Below are 21,557 nucleotides of genomic sequence, written 5' to 3' on the forward strand. Positions count from 1 at the left end.
CAAGGCCGGTCCGCGCCCTGGCCGTTGCTCCTCCAGTAACCGGTGGGCTCTCGTCCGCCCCGGCCAGGACAGGCGCGGCGTGACCGCGAGGCCGCTGCGCCGGCCGTTCAGGAGACGGACAGGAGCAACGCCAGCCCAGCGGGCAGGGGCGCGGCGGCCAGCACCAGGGCGACACGGGGTGCGTAGGTGAGCAGGATGGAGAGCGGGATGGCCGTGGCTGTCAGGACGCCCGCCCAGAGGACCAAGCCAAGACCCCAGCCGCTGGCCGCGACCGTCGCCAGCGCCGATGCCGCGAGGAGCAGCCATCCCAGGGCGGCAAGGAGGCGCCGCCGTCGGGGTGGAATGGCGCGTGTTCGGAAAACCTGTTCGTGATGCCGCTCCATGGCGAGGCACATCGCGACGAAGCCAGCATAGGCGAGCGCGGCGCCGAGGCCGATCATCGGGCGGGCTCCGCCGATCGGCCCGGCCTTGGGATTGCGGCAGGCACGCGGATGGACGCCGGAGTCGGCCTGTGCCGCGCGACCTTCCACGCCAGGGCGCCCAGCAGGAGCGCGCAGCCGAGCAGCCCCAGGTCGAAGGCGGCCCGCACGTGGTCCCCTTCCGACAGGGTCGTAAGAAGGTGGCGCCGCGTCACGAGGGCGTTCAGTAGCGGAAGCAGCGCAAAGGCGAGGGCGCCGGCGGCGAACTGCTCGACCCATGCTTGGCGGCCGCGGCGGAACAGGGGATGGAGCAGGCAGAGAACCCAGGCGGCGAAGAAAACGTGCACCTCCCAGTCCGCCCGCTGCGGCATGCCCGTGGGCAGCAGCCGGTTGGCCCAGAAGAAGGCGGCCATTGCCAGCGGCAGGCCGGCGATGGCCGCCACGTTCAGGTGCTCCACCAAGCGCGTGCCGAAGCCCACCCGCCCCTGCCGGGCGGCCTGCTGCCGCGTCTTCGTGGCCCAGAGGACGCAGCCCGTGGCGACCATCGCCGTGCCCGCCAATCCGGAGAGGATGAAGAGCGCGCGCAGCAGCGGCCCGGCGAAGCGCCCGATGTGCAGGCCGTACATCCATCCCCGCACCTCGGCGGCGGGGAGGCCTTCGCCGCTGTCCTGGAGCAGCGCGCCGGTCGGTCCGTCGAAGGTCAGGCTCTGCGGATTGTAGGAGATGCGTTCGGAGTCCGCGCGCACGAGCTGGATGGTGGCGTTCGCGTCTCCTGGGTTCGCCACGACCACCCGCCCGACGCGCCCGCCTCCCCAGCGCCGCTGCGCTTCCTGCACGAGGGGGAGAACCGGCGTCAGGGAGGCGGCGCTTCCGGCCCGCGCACGCGGCGGCGCGCTCCCGAACGCCTCCGCGTTGAAGGCGGCGCGCCCACCGGGGTAGGCCCGGTCCACTCCCCAGGGCATGACCATCAGCATGAAGAGCACCAGTCCAGTGTAGGTGATCATCAGGTGATAGGGCAGCGCGAGCACGGCGCAGATGTTGTGCCCGTCCAGCCAGGAGCGCTGGCCTTTGCCGGGGCGGAAGGTGAAGAAGTCCGCGAAGATGCGCCGGTGCGTGATGATGCCGCTGACGATCGCCACCAGCATGAACATCGCGCAGATGCTGACGATCCAGCGGCCCCACAGAACGCCGACATAGTGCAGCTGGAAGTGGAAGCGATAGAAGAACTCCCCGCCCAGCGTCTCGCGCGCTTCCACCGGGTGGCCCGTGGCGGGGTCCAGCACCGCCTCGCGGAAGCCGCGGCCGCGCGGGCCGGGCTCGCGCCAGAACACGCGAAGCGTCGTGTCCCGTTCGTCCGGGAGGTTGATGAACCAGCTGGGCGAGTTCGGCGCCATGGCCTGCATGGCCTGCACGGCAACCTCCGCGTCCGCGGGCCCCGGGCGGGACAGCGCAAGCTCCGGCCGCATCCAGTAGGAGATCTCCGGCCGCAGGTAGGCCGCCGTGCCCGTGAGGAACACGGCGAAGAGCACCCAGCCGACCAGCAGGCCCGCCCAGCGGTGGAGCCACGCCATGGACTGGCGAAAGCCGTCCTTCATGGAAGCTGACCTTGCATGACGAGGTGGATGAGGGTGAGCAACGCCGCCGCCATGAGCAGGCCGGCGACGGCCCGCAGGGCGCTGCGCGCCGCGAAGGCCCAGATGATGGCCGCGGCGTGAACGGCGAAGCTCGCCATGGTGGCGACGAGCACCGCCTCGGACCGTGCCAGCGGCAGGGAGAGCGACAGCACGACCGTCGCCAGCGCGGCCAGCGCGTAGCCGCCGCCGATCCCGGCGAGGGAGCGCAGCAGCAGCCCTCCCAGCCGGCGCCGTTCCGTGCCCGGCGGAAGCCGGACGCGGAGCGACGCGACGGTCGGGAAGGAGGAGCCGATCCGCGCCATCTCAGAAGCGGTAGCGCACGGTGCCCAGCACCGTGCGGCCCGTGCCGTACCAGCAGGTGGAGTAGGCAAAGCAGCTGCTGACGTAGCGCGTGTCCGCCACATTGGTGATGTTCAGCGAGGCCGTCGCGCCCTGGAAGCTCTGGCCCAACCGGCCCAGGTCGTAGCGGATCGAGGCGTCGAACAGCGTCGTGGCGTCGACCTTGAAGGTGTTCGCGTCGTCGCCGAACGAGGAACCGAGGTAGCGCACGCCGCCCGCCACGCCGAGCCCGGCCGCCGGCGAGCCGTCCTGGAAGGTGTAGTCCAGCCAGGCGGAAGCGGAGTACCGCGGCACGCCCCAGGGGGTCTTGCCCTGCAGGGCCACCGTTCCGCCTGTGCGCGTCGGGTAGAAGCCGAGATCGACGACGGTGGTGTTCCGCGTCTTGCTGAACTCCACGTCCTGGTAGGCGTAGGCCGCCGTCAGGTTCAGCCCCTGCATCAGGCTTGCCTTCGCCTCGAACTCGATCCCGCGGGAGGAGGTCTCGCCCTGCTGCACGCTGAAGCTGGGCGCCACGGGATCGGTCGACAGGACGTTCTGGCGCCGCAGGTCGAAGGCCGCCACGCTCAGTAGCAGGTTGGCGCCCGGCGGCTGGTAGCGCAGGCCCACCTCGTACTGCCGCCCTGTCGTCGGCTCGAAGGGGCTGCCCAGCCGGTCCACGCCCGCCTGCGGCTCGAAGCTCTCGCTGTAGCTGGCATAGGGGGCGATCCCGTTGTCAAAGCGGTACACCGCGCCCGCGCGCCCGGTGAAGGCGTGGGCGGTGGAGCGCGAGCGGGAGGAGACCGTCTGCGTGGTCAGGTTGCTGTTCTCGGTGGAGGTGTCGGACCAGTCCAGCCGCCCGCCGAACAGGAGCGTCAACCGGTCGAACTTCACCTGATCCTGCAAGTAGACGCCGAGCTGGTTTTGGCGCTGGCTGGTGTAGCTGTTGAAGGGCGGGAAGAAGGTGCTCTGGTTGTCGTAGTTCGGGTTGAACAGGTCCTGGCGCGACAGCCGTTGCCCGAGCGCCGTCGTGGAGAGCGCCGAACCCTGGTAGACGTCGCTCAGCACCCGGTAGTAGTCGAGCCCGCCGAGCGCGAGGTGTTCAAGCGGGCCCGTGCGGAATCGCGCCTGGGCCTGGTTGTCGATCGTGAACACGTCGATGTCCGTGTCCGTGCCGAAGACCGAGCGCACCATCTGCCGGTAATCAGGCGTGACGCCCGCGTTGTAGACGCTGCGGTACTCGCCCTTGGTGTGCAGGTAGCGGAAGTTCTGCCGCAGGGTCAGCCAGTCCGTCGCGCGGTGCTCGGCCTGGTAGCCGATGTAGTAGTGCTCGCGGTTTGATCTTTCGAGGTTGGGATCGCCATCGTAGAAGCGCTGGCGAATGCGGCCGTTCGGATTGGGAAGAACGGAGCCATAGGCCGGCACGCTGCCGTAGGAGCCGGATTCCGGATCACGCTGGTAATGGCCCTGCAGCGTGATGGTGGTGTCGGCGTCGGGGCGCCAGGTGAGCGAGGGCGAGATGTAGTAGCGGCGCTCCCGCGTGCGGTCCAACTCGCCGTCGCCTTCGGAATAGGAACCGATCACGCGGCCGAGCCACTGGCCGTTCTCGTCGAGCCGCCCGTTCAGGTCGAAGGCCGCGCGGTAGCGGTCGCGCGTGCCGGCCTCGAGCAGCACCTCGCGGATCCGCTGCTCGGCCGGCCGCTTGGTGACGATGTTGAACAGCCCGCCCGGCGGCGAGCTGCCGTAGAGCACCGAAGCCGGGCCGCGCAGCACCTCCAGCCGCTCGATGCGGTAGAAGTCGGTGCTCGGGTTGGCGTCGCGGCCACCCGCCGTCCGCAGGCCGTCCAGGTAGGCGGCGGGGGAGTAGCCTCGGATCGTCAGCGCGTCCAGCCGCACGGCGGTGGACCCGCGCGTGTCGGTGATGGCACCCGCGGAGTAGCGAAGGGCCTGCGTCACGGTGCGCGCCTCGCGCGCCTCGATCTCGTCGGCCGTGATGACCGAGATCGACTGCGGGGTCTCGATCAGCGGCGTGTCGGTCTTGGTGCCCGTGCCGCTGACGCCCGCCACGAAGCCCTCGACAGGGCTGTAGCCGCGCTCGAGCCCGGCCTGAACATTCACTTCCGGAACCTGGACTGTTGAGGCGCCCGCCAGGTCGCCGGCGCCGGGTGACCGTCCGTCCTGCGCCAGGGCTTGCGGCGGCAGGATGGCCGAGGCCATCGCGCCGAGCACGAGGAGGCGCCAGTAGCGCACACGCTCTTCCGCAACCCGATCTTGCATACGCCGCTACCCCAACCTACTCTGTGAATGAGAATCGTTCTCATATAACCAGGGTGTAACCCGGGCAAGGGGGGAGTGGCTGATGCTCGATCTCACGAACGAGCCCCTTGCGACGCGCCGTGGCGATCCGCCGCGACGCTCGTCGCCCGGGCACCGTCATCCTGGCCGCGGCCCGCGGCCCCTTCGCAAAGGACCATGCCTATGAACCGATCCCTCCTCGGCGCCCTCCTGATCGCCGGCAGCCTTGTCCAGCCCGCGGCCGCCCACATGGTCTGGCTCGAGCGCGGGGAGCACACCGTGCGGCTCTTCTTCGGCGAGTACGCCGAGAACCTGCGCGAGCGCAGGGGCGGGCACCTCGATGCGATCGTGGCGCCCCAGCTGGTGGGAAGCGCCGCGTCCCCCTCGCGCGAGGCCGATCACGTCGCCTTCGGGCCGTTGCCGGGCGGTGACACCCGCGCCACCGGCCAGCTTGCGCCCTGGAGTGACCGCGCGCGAGGCGGGCGGACACGCTCGGTCTACCTCGCGCGCGAAGGGCGGACCGACACGCGCGCCGTGCTCGACCTCGAGCTGGTGCCGGTCCGGTCGGACGGCGACGCCTTCACCCTGCTGTTCCGGGGGGAGCCGCTTCGGCGCACGAAGGTGGTGCTGATCGGGCCGCCGGGCTGGAGCAAGGAACTTGGGACGGATGCCGAGGGGCACGTCACCCTGCCGACCCCCTGGGCCGGCCGTTACGTTGCCGAGGTGCAGCACGTCGATCCCACCGCGGGTGGCCAGGAAGCGGCTGCCTATGACCGCACGAGCTACGTCTCGACGCTGTCCTTCACGGTGCAGGACGGCATCCCCTGGACCGCGCGGCAATGACCGATACACGTTGAGGTCGTCACGGCGCGGCCGGCTGCCGGACGCCGCGCCGTCGGGCGGCGGTTTCGCGCGTGATCAGCATCCCGATTTGGCATCTCCCCTTCGCCGCATTTTGCTTTAGACGGGCGCTGTCGGCGCGCGCTCGCGGCGAGAGGGAGTAGCCGGCGGGAGGACGGTGCAGCCCGCGCTGACGTTCAGCGAGGCATCCGCCCTCTCCACGCAGATCGTTTGCGACGCCTGAAAGAGAGTTGTCGTGTTGCTTTCCCACCAGGGGCCATAATCGTGGGCCGCATGTTGCCGACCCGCGCCCTGCTCATCGCTCTCTGCCTGTTCGGGCTGATGACGGCTGCGGAGGCCGCGCCGACGGATTGTCCGCGGCACTATCCCGGCGGTGTCGCCCCCGACATCACCCGCCCGGCCCTGGCGGCCAGGGTGCGCGAGCTGTGCTTCGAGGGCTATGCCGTGCTGCATAGCGGCGTCTCCCGCACCGCCCTGGCTTCGGCCGAGCACCTGACGCGCCGGCGCATCCAGCGGGCACGGCAGCAGCAGCGCGACGACGCCTTCCATGCCGAGGAAGAACTGCCGGAGGACGAGAGGGCACGGCTGTCGGATTACGCCCGCTCCGGCTTTGACCGCGGCCACATGGCACCCTCCGGCGACATGCCGACTGCCTCCGCTCAGGCCGAGAGCTTCTCGCTCGCCAACATGGTGCCGCAGAGCCCCGGCTCGAACCGCTGCCTGTGGGAAGGCGTGGAGAGCACCGTGCGCGAGCTGGCCATGGAGGAAGGCGAGGTCTGGGTGCTCACCGGTCCCATCTTCGAGGGCCAGAACCTGCGGCGGCTGAACGGACGGGTGCTGGTGCCGACCTCCCTCTACAAGGCCATCTACGTGCCGAGCCGGGGAGTGGCTGGGGCTTACCTGGCGCCGAACGAGCCGGGCCTGGCGTGGCGGGCCGTGTCGCTCGACGAGCTGCAGCGGATCGCCGGTCTCGACGCCTTTCCCGCGCTTCCCGCGGCGATGAAGGCGCGCGCCCAACCCCTTCCGGAGCCGCGCCCGAGCAATGTCCGGGGCAGCTGCGACAACCAGCCGGACGCGGCGAGCAACGACCGCGGGGCGCCCCCTCCGAGGCAGAGGGCCGAGCCATCGCCGCAGCCCGCGCCGGAGCCGTCCTCCTGGATCGAGGAACGGCCGGGGCTGATCCTGGCGGGCGCCTTCGCGGTGCTGATGGTGATCGCCCTCGTCCGGGTGCTCGGGCGTCGGTAGAGGAGGACAGGACCGTGAAGTTCATCCCCTATGCCGACGAGGCAGCGACGATGCGCCTGGACGGGATGACGGTGGAGAACCGGTTGGACCGGGTGTCTCTCTACGGCAGCCTGGACCTCACCCGCGACCGTGCCGGGCTCGAGAGCGCGCGCAAGCTGCAATCCCTTCTGGAGGCCGCGATCGCGGTCTTGGAGGGCGAAGGCGAGAGGCTTCCGCAGCGGGTCGTGACGGGCGAGGGCAACGACACCGTGCGGAATCCCTTCGGCTGAGGGATGGGCTTCTCTCAGTCCATCCTGATCACGCGGCGGAAGTTGCCGTTGAGGATCGCAAGCTTCTCCTCGTCGCCCAGGCCCGGCGTGCGGAGAATGTTGTCGATGGTGTCGGGCCAGACATAGGGCATGTCCGAGCCGAAGACGATCTGGCTGGGTCCCATCTCGGCGACGAGGTGGCGAATGCCCTCCTCCGAAAAGACCATTGAATCCGCCATGATCTGCGTCCGCAGGTAATCCGCCGGGCGGCGGCGGTTGAGGCAGTTGGCGCCGGGGCGGACGTCGCAGGCGACCTCGACGCGGCCGAGATAGGAGGGCAGGTACCCGGCGCCGTGCGCCGCGATGATCCGGAGGTCCGGAAAGCGGTCGAGGGTGCCGTCGAAGATCATCCGGCTCAGGAACATGGTGGTCTCGAGCGGGTTGCCGATGACATTGGCAAGGTCTCCCCGGCCAGCCCAGCGGGCGGGCGGCACGAGGTTCTGCGCGTTGTCGGGATGCATGAAGACCGGCACACCGAGCTCGACGACCTTGGCCCAGAAGGGGTCAAAGCGTGGGCCGGAGAGGATCTCTCCCTTGACATGGCCGCCCACCGAGGCGGCGCGGGCGCCGAGATGGCGCACCGCGTATTCAAGCTGCTCCGCCGCCAGTTCGGGGAACTGCACCGCCGGGGAGGAGGCCGCGAGGAAGCGGCCGGGATAGGCGCGGCAGAGCTCGGCCAGTCCTTCGTCGTGCAGCCGCACGACGCGCGCCGCGAGCTCCCGCTCGGCGTCGTACCACCAGTAGATGTTCACCGAGAGCAGCGCGACGTCGATGCCGCGCGCGTCCATCGCCGCGATCCGGTCCGGCGCGACGACGAGAGAGGGCGGCGCGATCGGCCGGTCGAAGGGTGTGCCGCGCACCACTTCGCCCACCGAGGGAAAGGCGCAATGGGCGTGAACGTCGCAGACCTGCACGCGACGGCCGCCCAGCGAGACGCGGCGCGGCTCTGCGGGTGCGTCCGCCGCCAGGACGGAATTTGCCCCGCAGGAACAGCCGACGAAGACGGCGCCCGCGGCACCGAGCAGCCCGCGGCGTCGGATATTGGTCATCGATCCTGCCCTCCCGCCCGCCATGCATTCCTGCATGGATGATGCGGAAGCCTGTGCACGGGCCAGGCAACGAAGCAAGCGGCGTCGAGGGGGCTGGCAGAGAGCGGGACCAGCCTGGAAGGGCAACGGGCCTTGGCGGCGGGAGCAGAGACGCCGGCTCTCTTACCCTGTCCCTGGACATCACGAGTTGAAGGCAGGGCTCAAGGCCGAGGCGAGCGGGTCCGGCAACCCGGTGACGTGCCGAGTCGTTCCTGGGGCACGAGGCGGGCGGGTCCGGAGGCGGGCCCGGCAAGCTGGTCCTCCTGGGGACACTCCCCTTACGGCCACGCCCGCCACCTTCGCTCATCCTCACTGGCGCATCCCCGCCCGTGCGGCGCTTGGCCGAAGCGGTGGCGCAGGGCCAGGAGCGGCGTCTCGGTCGTTTCGAGAGGCCCCTTGGCTCGAAGGAGCATCGAGCGGGATGCCAGCGAAGCCCGCGGCAGGAGTACCAAAGGCAGCGGTCCGGTCCCTACTCCGCGATGGCGAAGGGCGGCGGTCGGCTGCGGAGGATCTGTTCCGCCACGGCGAACTCGCGATCGAGCAGCAGCGTCACGGCATGGGCTCGTGCGACCAGCACTTCCTCTGCGCGCAGCCGTTCGGCGCGATTCTGTCGCCACACCGCGCCGCTCGCGAGGAGCAGGAGCGGCAGGGCGGCTGCGAAGGCGAAGACCAGGAGGCGGTGACGGAGGGTTGGGGCACGGCGGGACGGTGGGGTGGTTGCAGCCGGTGTCGCGCTTGGCCGGGTGCTGTGGAGCTGCCCGAGTTTCGCTACCATTCGCGAGGCCGTCCCCGCTTGAGGGTTCCAATCCTTCAAAAAGTTCGGAACTCGTAAATGTGGGTTTCTGGCGCTGTAGCTCACGAGGAGTGCCCCTCAGCCGAGGCCACTCGCCGGGGGCGGCTCACCGGTCCTCGAGCCCGGAAGGGCGTCGTCCTCAGGTCTGCGGACGGTGCCGCGCGTTGCTCACGGGGCGGGTTGCGTCAGGTAGTCCGCGTCCGAGACCTTCTCCATCCAGGTCACGGGGGAGCCGTTCAGCTTCTCCTGAACGGCGATATGGCTCATGGCCGTGGTCGGGCCGGCGCCGTGCCAGTGCTTCTCACCCGGCGGGAACCAGACGACGTCACCCGGCCGGATCTCCTCGACCGGGCCGCCCTCCCGCTGCACGCGGCCGAGGCCGGAGGTCACGAACAGCATCTGCCCAAGGGGGTGCGTGTGCCAGGCCGTGCGTGCGCCTGGCTCGAAGGTGACATGGGCGGCGGCGGCCCGTGCCGGATCCGGCGCATCGAAGAGCGGATCCACCCGGACGGTGCCGGTGAACCAGTCCCCAGGTCCCTTCGCCGAGGGGCGGGACCCCGCGCGCATGATCTCCAACGGCTCTCTCCTGGGTTCGACCGTCGAGCAGATGGCCCTCACGACCGGCCTTGGTCACTGGGCAGGGCGCGCATAAGCCCGTGAAGCCGGGCAGGGGCGACCCAGTTCCGGCCCCGTTCCTGGGCGGTGATGGCCGGTCTATGATCCTCCCGAGGGATTCGCGGGCGGGCCCTCGGCGTTCGTGGGAACGGGAGGGCTGGAATGCGGCGCGAGATCCTGTTTGTGGCGGTCCTTCTGGCCGGCTGCTCCTCGCCGGAGGTGACGACCCTCGGGCCGAACCAGTACCGCGCGACCCAGGCGACGCGGGTCTCCCAGCCGCGGGGGCAGGGAGCCGTGGCGGCCAGGGCGCGGTCCTTCTGCGCCGAGCGGGGGGAGCGCGCCGAGCTGCGGCTGGGCGAGGGGCAGATGTCCTCGATCTGGAACTCGGGCACGGCGGTGGCCGACTTCTCCTGCATGCCGAAGTGACGGAACAGCGCGAGGCATAGCCCGCAGCGTCCGGCGCGCGGGCGAGAGGGCGGCTGCCTCGTTCCGGCGGCCGCAACCGTTTGGGGCGGCCTGCGTAATGCCCGCATGTCCGATTCCACCCCCCTTCCTTCATCGGACGTGGCGCTCCGGCGCCTGGTCGAGGCGCTCAGGGAGCGCGACTACCACTTCATCACCGCCACCCCCCTTACCCATGCGCGGGTGAATGGCCGGCCGGGGAACGAGGAGGCGCGCAGCCTTCGGGATGTCTTCGGTTGGAGCCGTCCCTTCGAGCCAGGGCTGCTCCCGCCCGAGTTGCTCAAGCTGATGGAGGAGGGCGGGGTGCTGGCGCGGGAGGGCTCCCTCTGCCGCAGCCTCGTGCGCGTGTCATCGCTGGACGGGATGCTCTTCCTGCACTCCGCCTATCCGACGACGGGGGCAGAGGCGGTGTTCTTCGGCCCCGATACCTACCGCTTCGCGAATGCGATTGCGGCCGAGCTGGACCGGCGGCCAGGTCCGGTGAGACGGGCGGTGGATATCGGCTGCGGCGCCGGCCCGGGCGGGATCGTGGTCGCGCGGTCGCATCCCGGGGCCGAGGTCGCGATGGTCGACATCAACGATGCGGCGCTGCGCCTGGCGCGCGTGAACGCCGCCATGGCGGGCGCCACGAACGCGCGGGCAGTGAACAGCAACCTGCTGACGGGGGTGGAAGGGCGCTTCGACCTCATCGTGTCGAACCCGCCCTACCTCGTCGATCCGGCGCGGCGCGCCTACCGGCACGGCGGGGGCGATCTCGGGGCCGGGCTTTCGCTTGCGATCCTCGACGCGGCGCTGGAACGCCTTTCAGCGGATGGAACGCTTATTCTGTACAGCGGTGCCGCTGTCGTGAACGGGGCGGACCCCTTCCGTTCCGCCGTGGCGGCGCGACTTGCCGGGCGCGGGGTTGAGTGGAGCTACCGCGAGATGGACCCGGATGTCTTCGGCGAGGAGCTGGAGGCCGAGGCGTATCGCGAGGCCGATCGGATCGCCGCCGTGGTCCTCACGGTGAACAACAGGGGGTAACGCATGCCAGAAGGCGGCTTCAACATGGGTGAGACGGCGGCGTTCGCGCGGGAGGACCGCCTGCAGCGCAGCCTCGCCGCCTTCAACGAGGAGCGCTTCCGGCCGGCGCTGCCGAAGCATGACTGGCGAGGCGACATCGCCCGTGCGGCGGAATGGCTGCAGGAGGAGGGCGAGTTCCTGGAGGAGCGTCGGGCCGCGGTCGCGTCCCGTGCCGCGGAGGCGCCGCGGGACGCCGATGGCTTCGTGGCCTGGTTCGAGGCGCTGGAGCACAACGGCCCCGGCCAGGGCGACCCCCTCTTCCCCTGGCTGGCCGAGACAGCGACGCGAGAGGAGTTCTGCTGGTTCCTGACGCAGGAGGTGGCCGGTGAGGCCGGCTTCGAGGACTTGGCGGCAATCACCCAGGTGCGCCTGCCGGTGCGACCGAAGCTCGAAATCGCGCGGAACTACTGGGACGAAATGGGGCGCGGGAACCCCAAGGGAATGCACGGGCCGCTGCTCGAAACCCTGGCGCGGCGGCTCGGCCTCGATCCGCGCCTGGAGACGACGGTGTGGGAATCCCTGGCCCTGGCGAATGTCATGGCCGGGTTGGCCGCCAATCGGCGCTACACTTACCAATCCGTGGGCGCACTGGGCGTGATCGAGCAGACGGCGCCGGGGCGGGCGGCGATGGTGGCGCGTGGGCTGAAGCGGCTGGGGGTGCCGTCGGGCGACCGGCACTATTTCGACCTGCACGCGGTGCTGGACGTGAAGCACTCCGCGGCCTGGAACAAGGAGGCGATCCATCCGCTCGTCGCGGCGGATCCGTCGCTGGCGCCGGCGATCGCCGAGGGGGCGCTGATGCGGCTGGAATGCGGCGCGGCCTGCTTCGAGCGTTACCGGCAAGAGCTGGGCCTGGGTTCCGGCGGACGGGTGAACTGACCACCGTTCGACGAGCAAAAAAGAAGGCGGTGCCCGGGGGCACCGCCTGAGTTTATAGGAGGAAACGTCCAAGAAAGCAGCGACTTGGAAGACCAAGCTGCTGTGAGAGGGAGTATGCAACCATCGCGAGCATCACGCAAGCGTGATCTTTGTGAGTGCCGCGATTTAATTTCTCAGCTTGACATCGTTTCGATAACCGTTCGTTCGGCGCGTCGCGGTGCGAGGTCCACGGCCTGCTTCAGGGCCTCTACGAGCGATCCCTCGTCCGCGATGCCCTTGCCCGCGATGTCGAAGGCGGTGCCGTGATCGACGGAGGTGCGGATCACCGGCAGGCCGACTGTGATGTTCACACCTGATTCCAGCCCCATCACCTTCACCGGTCCATGGCCCTGGTCGTGATACATCGCCACCACGAGATCGAAGTCGCCGCGGGCGGCGCGGAAGAAGAGGGTGTCCGCCGGCAGCGGGCCCTCGACGCGCCATCCCTTGGCCTGACAGGCCTTGATGGCGGGGATGATCTTCTCCTCCTCCTCGCCCTGGCCGAACAGGCCATTCTCCCCGGCATGGGGGTTGATGGCGCAGACGCCGATGCGCGGGTCGGCCATGCCGGACTTCACGAGGGTCGCGTGCCCGCGGGCGATCACGCGCTCCACCAGGCCGGGCTCGATCTTCCGGATGGCGTCGATGAGGCCGATATGGGTGGTGACGTGGATCACGCGCAGCTTCGGCGCGACCAGCATCATCGAGACCTCCGGCGTGCCGGTCAGATGGGCCAGGAGCTCCGTGTGGCCGGGGTACTTATGGCCGGCGGCGTGCAGCGCCTCCTTCGAGAGGGGCGCGGTGCAGATGGCATCGGCCTCCCCCGCCTCCACGAGGCGCGTCGCGCGCTCGATGTAGCGGTAGGCGCCCTCTCCGGAGAGAGGGGAGAGCTGGCCGAAGGGGTGGCCGGGCGGGATGATGCCGAGGTCGATGCACTCCACCGTGCCTGGGGCGTAGCGGGCCTCGGAGGGTGAGGCGATGGCGTTCACCGTCAGGCCCGTCTTCGTGATCGCGTCGGCTTCGCGCAGGCGCGTCGCATCGCCGACGACGATGGGGCGGCACATGGCCTGCACGTCCTCGCGGGCGAGGGCCTTCATGATGATTTCCGGCCCGATGCCGGAGGCGTCGCCCATAGTGATGGCGACGATGGGGCGGGTATCCTCGGTCATATCGCGCTCTCCCGCGTGAGGTCGCGCAGCCGGGCGAGGCTGCGCAGGATGGTTCCGCCATCGCCGAAGGCACCGGCCTTCGTCATGACGGGGATTTCGAGTGCCCCCTGGGTGAGGCCGAGCGGCACGCCCGGCTCCACCTCGTCCAGCAGGCGGATGCCGTTCACGCCGAGATGGCCGAGCAGGGCGCAGGCGGTCTCGCCGCCCGTGGCAAAAAGTGCGCCCATGCGCCGGGCGGCGGGGGTGAGGAGGTCCGCGAGGGCCTCGGCCAGGGCCGCGCCCTGCGACAGGTCGGCCGCTGGATCCTCCGCGATCTCCACCAGGGTGTCGCGGCCCTCCGCCAGGGACTGCGCGATGCCGGCCGAGAGCGGGGCCCAGCGGGGATCGGTGGGGCCCGCGCGGAGGAGGTCGGGCGGGACCGGGAACTCGGCGGCCCCGTCCTCCGCCACCAGGCGCGCGGCGATGCGGGAGGCCTCGGCGATGCTGCCGACGACGATGAGAACGCCGCCGGACAGGGACGGCAGGGAGGGAGTGGCGGCTGCGGCGCTGCCGGGAAGGGCGGCCGCCAGGGCCGCCGCGATGCCGCCCGAGCCGACCCAGAAGACCTCTCCGGCCAGCGGCAGGCTGGCGCGGGCGAGCGCCTCGAGGTCGCCGGGGGCGGCGGCATCGCAGACGACGGCGTCTAGCCCCTCCGCCAGCGCGGCGCGCAGGGCCGCGGCCAGGGGGGCCTCGCCGGCACGGATGAGGTCCAGCGGCAGCAGCCGCGCGGAAAGGCCGGTGGAGCCGAGAACCTCGGTCAGCACGGCGCTGGCATAGGAGTGGTCGCGCGCCCAGAGGGCGGTGCTTTCGAGAGGCGCGCCGTTCAGGTGGACGCGGCCGCCCTCGGTGGTGCGGCCCGTGGCGGGAAAGGCGGGGGCGAGGACCGCCAGCGCGGGCCGGCCTGCTTCCCGCAGGGCGGCGCAGGTGGCGGCGAGTTCCGCGGCGGGCTGGCCGCGCAGGGTGGAATCGATCTTCTTGATCAGCCCCGTGCCCGGGCGATGCCGGGCACGGAGGAGGGCGGCGTGACGATCGCCGGCCGCGACGGGCGGGAGGCGGCGGCTGTCCGCGTCGATGGCCAGCACCTCGCCGTCCCAGGCGCCCTCGACGCCCTGCCAGCCGACGGAGGCCGAGAGGCCCCGCCGCGCGAAGGCGATGGCGCAGTCGGCGGCGCCCGTCAGGTCATCGGCCAGGATCAGCCAGCGCGTGGTCATTCGGCAGGGACCGGTCCTTGGGCGGGCTGTGGCGTGGGGCCGAAGCGGCGGGCCGTCCAGGCGGTGAGCAGGGGCACCAGCACCGTCGTGACAATGACCGCTGCGGCCACGAGGATCGTCGCATGGGCGGCAGCCGGTGCGTAGACCGGGTTGGCCGCCGCCACAATGGCCGGGACCGCCGCGGCGTTGCCGGCAGTGGAAGCCGCCGCCACCCCGGCCACGCCGGAGCCGCCGATCGCGCGGTCCGCCAGGAAGAGGGGGATGCCGGTGACGACCACCACGGCCACCCCGAGGCCGAGCCCGAGCAGCCCTGCCTGCCAGACCTTCGCCAGGTCCAGCCCGCTGCCGAGGGCGAAGGCAAAGAAGGGGATCATCACGGGGATGGCGCGGCTGAGGAAGTCGCGCATGTCACGGTCGAGGTTGCCAAGGATCATGCCGACGATCAGGGGCAGGATGGAGCCCACCAGGGTGGGCCAGGGGAAGGCCGAGAGGCCGGCGACGCCCAGGGTGACCATGGTGAGGAAGGGCCCGGATTCGAGCGTCATCACGGTATAGGCGCCGACGTCGCGGGGTTCGCCGTACTGTCCCATCAGCGCCATGTAGAGGCCGCCATTGGTGTCGTTCATCGCGGCGACGATGGCCAGGGTAGAGAGGCCCGCGAAGATGCCGGCTTCCACCGGGGCCTCGCCCAGGATTTGGCCAAAGACGACGCCGAGGAGGATGGCGACGCCGACTTTCACGCCGAAGAGCGTGCCGCCCTTCTTCAGGATATAGGGCGTCGCCTTGAAGTCGATGCTCGCGCCCATGCAGACATAAAAGACCGCGAGGATGGTCAGTGCCCCCGAGAAGAGGGCGCCGGTGAAGGAGCCGAAGAACTTCGGGGTATCCGGGAAGAAGGTGGCAATCAGCGCCCCGATGGCGAGGGGCACCACCATCATGCCGCCGGGCACCCGTTCGATGGCGCGTTTGATGGGAACTTGCATGGACATCCTCCGGCAGCCCCCTCGGAGGAGGGGAAACTGCCGGCACAACGCGCGGGAGGGGGGGATGCTTCTAATTAACGGAACGAAAACGCCGAAAACCCGCCCTGCCGGCGAGGGGTTATTCGAGCACGATGTTCCGCTCGCGCAGGACGCGGGTCCAGAGCGCGACCTCCCGCGTGACGGTCTCGCCGAAGGGGGGCGGGTTCTCGGGCACGGTCGCGCCGCCCTCCTCCAGGCGGCGGCGGAAGGCCTCGCCGGAGCAGGCGGCGGCGAGGGCGGCCCCCATCGCGGCCATCGCCTCCGGCGGGATGCCGCGCGGGGCCATGAGGCCGAACCAGGTCTGCTCGGCGAAGTCGATGCCCTGCTCCCGCGCGCTGGGGACGTTCGGCAGGGCGGGAACGCGCGGGCCTTCGGTGCCGACGGCCAGCGGCTTCAGCGCGCCGCCGCGGAGCTGGCCGGCGACGGTGGGGAAGACCGGGAGGAAGAGTTGGACCTGCCCGCCCACGAGGTCGGTCGCAGCCTGGGCCATGCCGCGGTAGCTGACGTGGTTGAGGCGCATGCCGGTGGCGGCCTGCAGCAGTTCCGTCTGCAGGTGCGTCACGCTGCCGATGCCGTTGCTGCCGTAGAAGAGGCTCCCGGGGCGGGCCTTGGCGTATTCCACGAAGGCCGGAAGGTCGGCGACGGGCAGGCTTGGGTTCACCACCACGATCGGCGCGTACTGCGCGAGGAGGCGCACCGGCTCGAGGTCGCGCGCGAGGTTGAAACCGATGTCCCGGCCCGCGGCGGCGGCGATGGGCAGGGAGTTGTCGATCACCAGCAGCGTGGTCGCGTCGGGCGTGGCGCGGGCGGCGGCCTGCCAGCCGACGGCACCGCTTCCGCCCGTCCGGTTCTCGACGACGAAGTTGTTGCCGGTGACCTCCTGCAGCCGCTGGGAAAGGCTGCGGGCGAGGAAGTCGGCCGTGCCGCCGGGGGCGAGGGTGACGACGATGCGGACCGGCTTGTCCGTGGGCCAGGGCGTGCCGCCTTGTGCCCGGGCGCGCCGCGGCAGGAGGGCGGGGGCAGCGAGAAGCAGCGCCGCGCGGCGGGTGAGCGCCGGGGCGCAGCCAGGCCGCGGGTAGTTCTGTTCGGGCATTCGCCTCCTCCTTCTCTCCGGGCCGCTCTGGCGGCGGCCTTGGGTCGTGGTCAGTCCCGCCCTGGCTCCCGCGTCAGGGCGGAGGCCATGGCGGGGGCGTAGCCGGGGGCCACGCGGGCATCGACGAGGGCCGTGCCGCCGGCCTCCACATGGGCGACGGCGCGGGCGATGGCGGCGTCGAGTGCGGCCTCGTCCTCCACCGGGCCGATGCCGAGGAGGCCGAGGCCCTCCGCCAGCTTCGCGAAGTCCGGATCGGGGTCGGAGATCGCCTGTCCCACCCACTTGTTCTCGACAGGACGGCCACGCTCCTTCGCGACGCGCTCCTGATGGACCTCGTCGTTGAAGAAGGAGCGGTTGTTGGAGACGATGACGAGCAGCGGCACGCGGTAATGCGCGGCGGTCCAGAGGGCGGAGAGACCCATCATCGTGTCGCCGTCGCCGAGCACCGCGACGGGCAGGCGGCCGGACTCGCGAAGGGCGAGCGCCGCGCCCACGGACATGCCGGGGCCGCTGCCGATGCCGCCGCCGCCGTCCTGGCCGAGGTAGTCGAGCGGGTGGCCGAAGTGCCAGAGCTCGCCATCCCAGCCGAGGGGAATGCGGATGAGGGTGACTTTGCGCCCCTCGGTGTTGCGGCGGAGAGAGGCGGCGAGGCCGGGGATGGTAAGGGTGCCACCCTGCGGCGCCGGGGCGGCGACGGCGGCGGGCCTCGGCGCTGCGGCCGGCTTCGCGGGCAGGGCGGCGAGGACGGCGGCGAGGAGGGCGGCGACGACCACGTCCGGCTCGTTGTCGAAGTTGAGGTCGGCGGGGGGCAGGCCGCCGTGGTCGAAGCTCCAGCCGTTGTGCAGGCGCTGGTCGGGCGAGACCTGGATGATGCGAGGACCGGCTTCCTCGGCGCCGGCGGCGCGGAGGGTGCCGCCGAGGTCGATCCAGTCGAGGGCGAGGATCACGTCGGCCTCCCGCATCGCCGCCTGTAGGGCCGGGGCCGCGAAGGTGCCGGGGGCGGCCGCGTGGAGCGGGTGATCGGTGGGGAAGGTGGCAGGGAGCTTGAGGTCGGTCGCGACCTTCGCGCCCAGCGCCTCGGCGAGCCTCACGCGCTGGTCCCAGGCCTCGGTGGTCCGGCCGGTGCGGCCCATGAGGATGAGCGGGTTGGCGGCGCCGGAGAGCAGGGCGACGGCGCGGGCGAGCAGCCCGGGGTCGGGGGCCGCGGGCGCGGGGGCGGCGTAGCGCGAGACATCGGGCGGGGTGGGCAGGGAATCCAGCGCCTGTTCCTGGATGGCGGCGTCGAGGTTCACGTAGACCGGGCCGCGCGGCGCGCTGTTCATGATCTGGTGGGCGCGCAGCAGGGCCTCGCGCGCGGCGGGGACCGAGGCGGGCTGGGCGTCCCACTTCGTGTAGTGGCGGATCAGCGCGCCCTGGTCCTGGGCGGTGTGGATCCAGTCGATCCAGGGACGGCGGCGGGCGGCGTCCACCGGGCCCGTGGCGCCGAGGACGAGCACGGGCACGCGGTCGCACCAGGCGTTATAGATGGCCATGGTGCCGTGCATGAGGCCGACATTGCTGTGCAGCGCGGCCGCGATGGGCCGGCCGGAGGCCTTGTAGTAGCCCTGGGCGAGGGCGACCGCGTGTTCCTCGTGCAGGCAGACGAGCATCTGCGGCGCGGTGTTGCCGAGGCGGTTCACGAGGCTGTCGTGCAGGCCGCGGTAGCTGGCGCCGGGGTTGAGGGCGATGAAGGGGATGTCGAGCGCGCGCAGCACGTCGGCGATGGCGTCGCTGCCCCAGGCGCGGTTGTCGGCGGGGGTGGCGGGCACGGGCCGGTCCATCGCCTCGGCGCGGGACTTCGCGCCGCCGGTCTCCAGGTCATCGCGCGGCATGCTGTTTCCTCCCGCTTCGTCTTGCCGCAGCCTATGGCGGAATGCCGAGGGATGAACAGGGGGCGCCCAGGCTAGCCCTCTCCGGCCACGGCCAGGGCGGCCTCGATGAAGTTGGCGACGGCCGGGGATCGATTGGCCCGGTTGTGCACGAGATTCAGCGGCAGGGGTGGCAGCGGGCCGGGGGCGAGCGGACGGTAGGCGACGACGTCGCGGTGCAGCACGCGCATCGAGGCGGGGACGATGGTGACGCCGCGCCCCGCCGCGACGAGGTTGATGGCGGCGATGATGCGCGAGACTTCGTCCACCACGCGTGGCACGAAGCCTGCGCGCTGCAATCCGCCGAGGAGGGCGTCGTAGATGCCGGGCCCGTCGGTGCGACGGTAGAGAATGAAGGGCTCGCCGGCGAGGGCGGAGAGGTCGAGCGGCGCTTCCTCGGCGGCGAGGGGATGCGCGCGGGGGAGGGCGGCTATCAGCCCGTCGCTGGCCAGGGTGTGGCTGGACAGGTGCGGGATGCGCGCGACGGGGATGCGGAGCAGGGCGACGTCGATGCGGTGTTCCTCCAGCGCGAGGAGGAGAGCGTAGGTCTCGCTCTCCTCCACCTCGAAGCGGACGAGGGGGTAGCGGTCGCGGAAGGCGCGGATGAGGCGCGGGGCGAGGGGGTGGAGCGAGGCGGAGCTGGTGAAGCCGATGGCGACCCGGCCTTCCTCGCCGCGGTGGAAGCGGCGGACCTCCTCGACGCCCTCCTGCGCCTGGCCGAGGATGGCGCGGGCGCTGCGGAGGAAGAGGCGGCCCGCCTCGTTGAGCACGACGCGGCGCGGCTCGCGGTTAAAGAGCGGGACGCCGATCTCCCTTTCAAGCGCGCGAAGCTGCTGGCTGAGCGGTGGTTGCTGGAGGCCGAGGCGCTGGGCAGCGCGAGTGACGCTGCCTTCCTCGGCCACGGCGACGAAGTAGCGGAGGTGGCGCAGTTCCACGGCGGTCGTTTCCCCTTCCTACATATGTCGTAGGTACCGAACTGGTAGGAAGGATATATTTTACATCCCTGGTCCGCCGGCTAGAATCTTCGCCACGGATCAACCGTGCGGTGGCGGCGCCAAGCCAGCCGCCAGGGCCCCGACGGGCCGGAGGGAACGTCATGACTTCTGCAAATCCGTCGATCGCCATCGTGGGCGCCGGCATGGGCGGGATGGCCGTCGCGGCGACGCTGCTGCAGGCGGGCTTCGACGTGCGCGTCTACGAGCAGGCCTCGCACTTCGGGCGCATCGGGGCGGGCATCCAGATGCTGCCAAACTCGATGAAGGTGCTGCGCGGTATCGGCGTGGAGAAGCGGCTGCGGGAGGTGGCCTTCGCGCCCTACTCTCACCTCAACCGCGTCTGGGACACGGGCGAGGTGAAGCGCGAGTTGCCGATGCCGGAAGATCTCTACGGTGCGCCCTTCCTCTGCATGCACCGCGCCGACCTGCACGACGCGCTCGCCTCCGCCGTGCCGATGGAGCGGATCGAACTTAATAAGAAGCTCGTCGGGCTGGATCAGGATGGCGGGCCGGTGACGCTGCGCTTCGCGGATGGCAGCACGGCGACGGCGGATGCGGTGATCGGGGCGGATGGCGTGCACTCCGTCGTGCGCAGCCTGATCGTCGGGCCGGACAAGCCGATTCATCGCGGGCGCATCGCCTATCGCGCGGTGTTCGACGCCTCGCTCATGCCGAAGGCGATCACGCCGTCGCGGACGAAGTGGTGGGGGCCGGACCGGCACATCGTGATCTATTACACCCGCGCCGACCGCAGCGAGCTCTACTTCGTGACGAGCGTGCCCGAGGCGGCGGACTGGGTCACGCCGGAATCCTGGTCGGCCAAGGGCGACGTGCGGGAGCTGCGCGCGGCCTATGAGGGCTTCCACGAGGAGGTCCGCATGGTGCTGGAGGCCTGCCCGGACTGCCACAAATGGGCAATCCTCGAGCGCGATCCGCTGCCGAGCTGGAGCAGCGGGCGCGTGGTCCTGCTGGGCGATGCCTGCCACCCGATGACGCCCTACATGGCGCAGGGCGCGGCGACCTCCATCGAGGATGCGGCGGTGCTGGCGCGCTGCCTCGCCGAGGCGCGGGGTGGGAGCGTCGAGGGCGCCTTCAGGCGCTACGAGGCCCATCGCAAGCCGCGGACCTCGCGCATCCAGGCGATCTCCTCCGCCAATACCTGGATGAGCGGCGGCAACGACGACACGAGCTGGCTCTACGGCTACGACGCCTGGAACGCACCGCTGGACGAGCCGGCCGCCGGCGCGATCCTGCCGCAGGCGGCGGCATGAGCGCGGGCGTGGAGGGCGCGGCGCGCGCGGCGGATGGTTGCGAGATCGCCTACACGCTTCACCGCGGAACAGGGCAGGCGGCGCCGCGGCTGGCGCTGATCCATTCTCTCGCGCTCGACCGCCGCTTCTGGGATGGGGTTGTGGCCGAGCTGGGCGGGGAGGCGGAGATCCTTGCCTATGACTGCCGCGGGCACGGGCGGTCGGGCAGGCCGGCGGGGCCCTATACGACGGCGCTTTTCGCGGACGACCTGGCAGCGCTCTTCGATCATCTCGGCTGGACGGCGGCGACGGTCGCGGGCTGCTCGATGGGCGGCTGCGTGGCGCAGGCCTTCGGCGCGCGGCACACGGCGCGCACAGTCGCGCTTGGGCTGATCGACACGACGGCGTGGTACGGCGAGAAGGCCCCCGCGGAGTGGCGCGAGCGCGCAGCCAAAGCGCAGGCGGAGGGATTGTCGGGGCTCGCGGCCTTCCAGGCGACGCGCTGGTTCGGCGATGCCTTCCGTGCGGCGCGGCCGGAGGTGGTCGAGGCCACCACCGCCATCTTCCTCGCCAACGATCTCGACGCCTATGCCGCGACCTGCGCCATGCTCGGCGACGCGGATCTGCGTCCAGGTCTCGGGGCGCTGTGCATGCCCGTCGCGGTCGTGGTGGGGGAGGAGGACTATGCCACAACCCCGGCGATGGCGCGGGCGATCCACGAGGCGGTGCCGGGATCGACGCTGACGGTGCTGCCGGGCGCGCGGCACCTGACGCCGGTGGAGACGCCGGCGGCGATCGCCGCCCAAATCCGCGGCCTGTTGCGGGGGACGCGCGCGGCGGCGGCCTGAGCCCGGCT

General features: G+C 71.1%; 21 protein-coding genes. 8 read left to right on the top strand and 13 right to left on the bottom strand.

All coding sequences use genetic code 11. The annotated features are described in order from the left end of the window. Positions 1 to 107: 107 nt before the first annotated feature. The 4 genes from BO39_RS15520 to BO39_RS15535 are packed head-to-tail and all read right to left on the bottom strand — an operon-like array spanning position 108 to position 4,618. The gene (locus BO39_RS15520; RefSeq protein ID WP_043834916.1) at positions 108 to 440 is read right to left on the bottom strand and encodes a DUF3325 domain-containing protein; all 333 of its coding nucleotides are present in this window, start codon (positions 438 to 440) and stop codon (positions 108 to 110) included. Beyond that, on the bottom strand, positions 437 to 2,014 hold the full coding sequence (locus tag BO39_RS15525) for a PepSY-associated TM helix domain-containing protein (RefSeq protein ID WP_043834918.1): 1,578 nt from the start codon (positions 2,012 to 2,014) through the stop codon (positions 437 to 439). Before BO39_RS15525 ends, BO39_RS15520 begins: the two co-directional genes overlap by 4 nt. Then, positions 2,011 to 2,355, bottom strand: a complete 345-nt coding sequence (locus tag BO39_RS15530; RefSeq protein ID WP_245615184.1) for a DUF3649 domain-containing protein — start codon at positions 2,353 to 2,355, stop codon at positions 2,011 to 2,013. The genes BO39_RS15525 and BO39_RS15530 overlap by 4 nt, the downstream gene beginning before the upstream one ends. Before the next feature lies 1 nt (position 2,356). Continuing rightward, positions 2,357 to 4,618, bottom strand: a complete 2,262-nt coding sequence (locus BO39_RS15535) for a TonB-dependent siderophore receptor (protein WP_245615186.1) — start codon at positions 4,616 to 4,618, stop codon at positions 2,357 to 2,359. 228 nt (positions 4,619 to 4,846) lie between these two features. Here BO39_RS15535 and BO39_RS15540 point away from each other — a divergent pair, with 228 nt between their 5' ends. The 3 genes from BO39_RS15540 (at position 4,847) to BO39_RS15550 (ending at position 7,038) form a co-directional block, all read left to right on the top strand. Then, a complete protein-coding gene (locus tag BO39_RS15540) occupies positions 4,847 to 5,506 on the top strand; it encodes a hypothetical protein (protein ID WP_052402151.1) in 660 nt (219 codons plus the stop codon). Positions 5,507 to 5,797: 291 nt separating this feature from the next. After that, positions 5,798 to 6,769, top strand: coding sequence for a DNA/RNA non-specific endonuclease (locus BO39_RS15545; protein WP_084698143.1), 972 nt, complete (start codon positions 5,798 to 5,800; stop codon positions 6,767 to 6,769). Positions 6,770 to 6,783: 14 nt separating this feature from the next. Continuing rightward, a complete protein-coding gene (locus BO39_RS15550) occupies positions 6,784 to 7,038 on the top strand; it encodes a hypothetical protein (RefSeq protein ID WP_043834924.1) in 255 nt (84 codons plus the stop codon). 14 nt (positions 7,039 to 7,052) lie between these two features. On the opposite strand, the gene BO39_RS15555 is transcribed toward BO39_RS15550, so the two are convergent. From BO39_RS15555 to BO39_RS15565, 3 genes are all read right to left on the bottom strand, one after another. Then, positions 7,053 to 8,126 carry an amidohydrolase family protein gene (locus BO39_RS15555; protein WP_052402152.1) on the bottom strand — a complete coding sequence of 358 codons (1,074 nt, stop codon included), beginning with the start codon at positions 8,124 to 8,126 and terminating at the stop codon, positions 7,053 to 7,055. A gap of 508 nt (positions 8,127 to 8,634) precedes the next feature. Further along, positions 8,635 to 8,940 carry a hypothetical protein gene (locus BO39_RS15560; protein ID WP_043834926.1) on the bottom strand — a complete coding sequence of 102 codons (306 nt, stop codon included), beginning with the start codon at positions 8,938 to 8,940 and terminating at the stop codon, positions 8,635 to 8,637. Between the two features lie 186 nt (positions 8,941 to 9,126). Further along, positions 9,127 to 9,525, bottom strand: coding sequence for a (R)-mandelonitrile lyase (locus BO39_RS15565; protein WP_420493641.1), 399 nt, complete (start codon positions 9,523 to 9,525; stop codon positions 9,127 to 9,129). A gap of 210 nt (positions 9,526 to 9,735) precedes the next feature. Here BO39_RS15565 and BO39_RS15570 point away from each other — a divergent pair, with 210 nt between their 5' ends. The 3 genes from BO39_RS15570 to BO39_RS15580 all read left to right on the top strand — a co-directional run bounded on the left by BO39_RS15570 (position 9,736) and on the right by BO39_RS15580 (position 11,976). Next, on the top strand, positions 9,736 to 9,999 hold the full coding sequence (locus BO39_RS15570) for a hypothetical protein (RefSeq protein WP_043834930.1): 264 nt from the start codon (positions 9,736 to 9,738) through the stop codon (positions 9,997 to 9,999). Between the two features lie 105 nt (positions 10,000 to 10,104). Continuing rightward, positions 10,105 to 11,058: a methyltransferase gene (locus BO39_RS15575; protein ID WP_043834932.1), complete on the top strand. Its 954-nt coding sequence runs from the start codon at positions 10,105 to 10,107 to the stop codon at positions 11,056 to 11,058. A gap of 3 nt (positions 11,059 to 11,061) precedes the next feature. Beyond that, positions 11,062 to 11,976, top strand: a complete 915-nt coding sequence (locus BO39_RS15580; protein ID WP_245615187.1) for an iron-containing redox enzyme family protein — start codon at positions 11,062 to 11,064, stop codon at positions 11,974 to 11,976. A gap of 173 nt (positions 11,977 to 12,149) precedes the next feature. Here BO39_RS15580 and pdxA read toward each other — a convergent pair whose 3' ends face one another. The 6 genes from pdxA to BO39_RS15610 form a co-directional block, all read right to left on the bottom strand. Continuing rightward, entirely contained in the window at positions 12,150 to 13,184 is a 1,035-nt protein-coding gene (gene pdxA / locus BO39_RS15585; protein WP_043834934.1) for a 4-hydroxythreonine-4-phosphate dehydrogenase PdxA, read from the bottom strand. After that, a complete protein-coding gene (locus tag BO39_RS15590) occupies positions 13,181 to 14,434 on the bottom strand; it encodes a four-carbon acid sugar kinase family protein (protein ID WP_043834936.1) in 1,254 nt (417 codons plus the stop codon). The genes pdxA and BO39_RS15590 overlap by 4 nt, the downstream gene beginning before the upstream one ends. Next, entirely contained in the window at positions 14,431 to 15,417 is a 987-nt protein-coding gene (locus BO39_RS15595) for a 2-keto-3-deoxygluconate permease (protein ID WP_052402153.1), read from the bottom strand. The genes BO39_RS15590 and BO39_RS15595 overlap by 4 nt, the downstream gene beginning before the upstream one ends. A gap of 118 nt (positions 15,418 to 15,535) precedes the next feature. Then, complete coding sequence (locus tag BO39_RS15600) at positions 15,536 to 16,549, bottom strand: Bug family tripartite tricarboxylate transporter substrate binding protein (protein ID WP_052402154.1); 1,014 nt, start codon at positions 16,547 to 16,549, stop codon at positions 15,536 to 15,538. Between the two features lie 50 nt (positions 16,550 to 16,599). Next, on the bottom strand, positions 16,600 to 18,420 hold the full coding sequence (locus BO39_RS15605; RefSeq protein WP_245615189.1) for a thiamine pyrophosphate-binding protein: 1,821 nt from the start codon (positions 18,418 to 18,420) through the stop codon (positions 16,600 to 16,602). Positions 18,421 to 18,491: 71 nt separating this feature from the next. Beyond that, the gene (locus BO39_RS15610) at positions 18,492 to 19,391 is read right to left on the bottom strand and encodes a LysR substrate-binding domain-containing protein (RefSeq protein ID WP_043834938.1); all 900 of its coding nucleotides are present in this window, start codon (positions 19,389 to 19,391) and stop codon (positions 18,492 to 18,494) included. 161 nt (positions 19,392 to 19,552) lie between these two features. Here BO39_RS15610 and BO39_RS15615 point away from each other — a divergent pair, with 161 nt between their 5' ends. Continuing rightward, complete coding sequence (locus BO39_RS15615) at positions 19,553 to 20,722, top strand: FAD-dependent monooxygenase (RefSeq protein ID WP_043834940.1); 1,170 nt, start codon at positions 19,553 to 19,555, stop codon at positions 20,720 to 20,722. Continuing rightward, entirely contained in the window at positions 20,719 to 21,549 is an 831-nt protein-coding gene (locus tag BO39_RS15620) for an alpha/beta fold hydrolase (protein ID WP_052402155.1), read from the top strand. The genes BO39_RS15615 and BO39_RS15620 overlap by 4 nt, the downstream gene beginning before the upstream one ends. Positions 21,550 to 21,557: the final 8 nt, after the last annotated feature.

This window comes from Roseomonas aerilata DSM 19363, assembly GCF_000711725.1.
GTDB classification, from domain to species: Bacteria; Pseudomonadota; Alphaproteobacteria; order Acetobacterales; family Acetobacteraceae; genus Roseomonas; species Roseomonas aerilata.

What these genes read in the sequence shown, in the direction of transcription:
- BO39_RS15520 (WP_043834916.1), bottom strand. Translation starts at nt 440, where the DNA reads ATGATCGGCCTCGGCGCCGCGCTCGCCTATGCTGGCTTCGTCGCGATG.
- BO39_RS15525 (WP_043834918.1), bottom strand. Translation starts at nt 2,014, where the DNA reads ATGAAGGACGGCTTTCGCCAGTCCATGGCGTGGCTCCACCGCTGGGCG.
- BO39_RS15530 (WP_245615184.1), bottom strand. Translation starts at nt 2,355, where the DNA reads ATGGCGCGGATCGGCTCCTCCTTCCCGACCGTCGCGTCGCTCCGCGTC.
- BO39_RS15540 (WP_052402151.1), top strand. Translation starts at nt 4,847, where the DNA reads ATGAACCGATCCCTCCTCGGCGCCCTCCTGATCGCCGGCAGCCTTGTC.
- BO39_RS15545 (WP_084698143.1), top strand. Translation starts at nt 5,798, where the DNA reads ATGTTGCCGACCCGCGCCCTGCTCATCGCTCTCTGCCTGTTCGGGCTG.
- BO39_RS15555 (WP_052402152.1), bottom strand. Translation starts at nt 8,126, where the DNA reads ATGACCAATATCCGACGCCGCGGGCTGCTCGGTGCCGCGGGCGCCGTC.
- BO39_RS15560 (WP_043834926.1), bottom strand. Translation starts at nt 8,940, where the DNA reads ATGGTAGCGAAACTCGGGCAGCTCCACAGCACCCGGCCAAGCGCGACA.
- BO39_RS15565 (WP_420493641.1), bottom strand. Translation starts at nt 9,525, where the DNA reads ATGCGCGCGGGGTCCCGCCCCTCGGCGAAGGGACCTGGGGACTGGTTC.
- BO39_RS15570 (WP_043834930.1), top strand. Translation starts at nt 9,736, where the DNA reads ATGCGGCGCGAGATCCTGTTTGTGGCGGTCCTTCTGGCCGGCTGCTCC.
- BO39_RS15575 (WP_043834932.1), top strand. Translation starts at nt 10,105, where the DNA reads ATGTCCGATTCCACCCCCCTTCCTTCATCGGACGTGGCGCTCCGGCGC.
- BO39_RS15580 (WP_245615187.1), top strand. Translation starts at nt 11,062, where the DNA reads ATGCCAGAAGGCGGCTTCAACATGGGTGAGACGGCGGCGTTCGCGCGG.
- pdxA (WP_043834934.1), bottom strand. Translation starts at nt 13,184, where the DNA reads ATGACCGAGGATACCCGCCCCATCGTCGCCATCACTATGGGCGACGCC.
- BO39_RS15590 (WP_043834936.1), bottom strand. Translation starts at nt 14,434, where the DNA reads ATGACCACGCGCTGGCTGATCCTGGCCGATGACCTGACGGGCGCCGCC.
- BO39_RS15595 (WP_052402153.1), bottom strand. Translation starts at nt 15,417, where the DNA reads ATGCAAGTTCCCATCAAACGCGCCATCGAACGGGTGCCCGGCGGCATG.
- BO39_RS15600 (WP_052402154.1), bottom strand. Translation starts at nt 16,549, where the DNA reads ATGCCCGAACAGAACTACCCGCGGCCTGGCTGCGCCCCGGCGCTCACC.
- BO39_RS15605 (WP_245615189.1), bottom strand. Translation starts at nt 18,420, where the DNA reads ATGCCGCGCGATGACCTGGAGACCGGCGGCGCGAAGTCCCGCGCCGAG.
- BO39_RS15615 (WP_043834940.1), top strand. Translation starts at nt 19,553, where the DNA reads ATGACTTCTGCAAATCCGTCGATCGCCATCGTGGGCGCCGGCATGGGC.
- BO39_RS15620 (WP_052402155.1), top strand. Translation starts at nt 20,719, where the DNA reads ATGAGCGCGGGCGTGGAGGGCGCGGCGCGCGCGGCGGATGGTTGCGAG.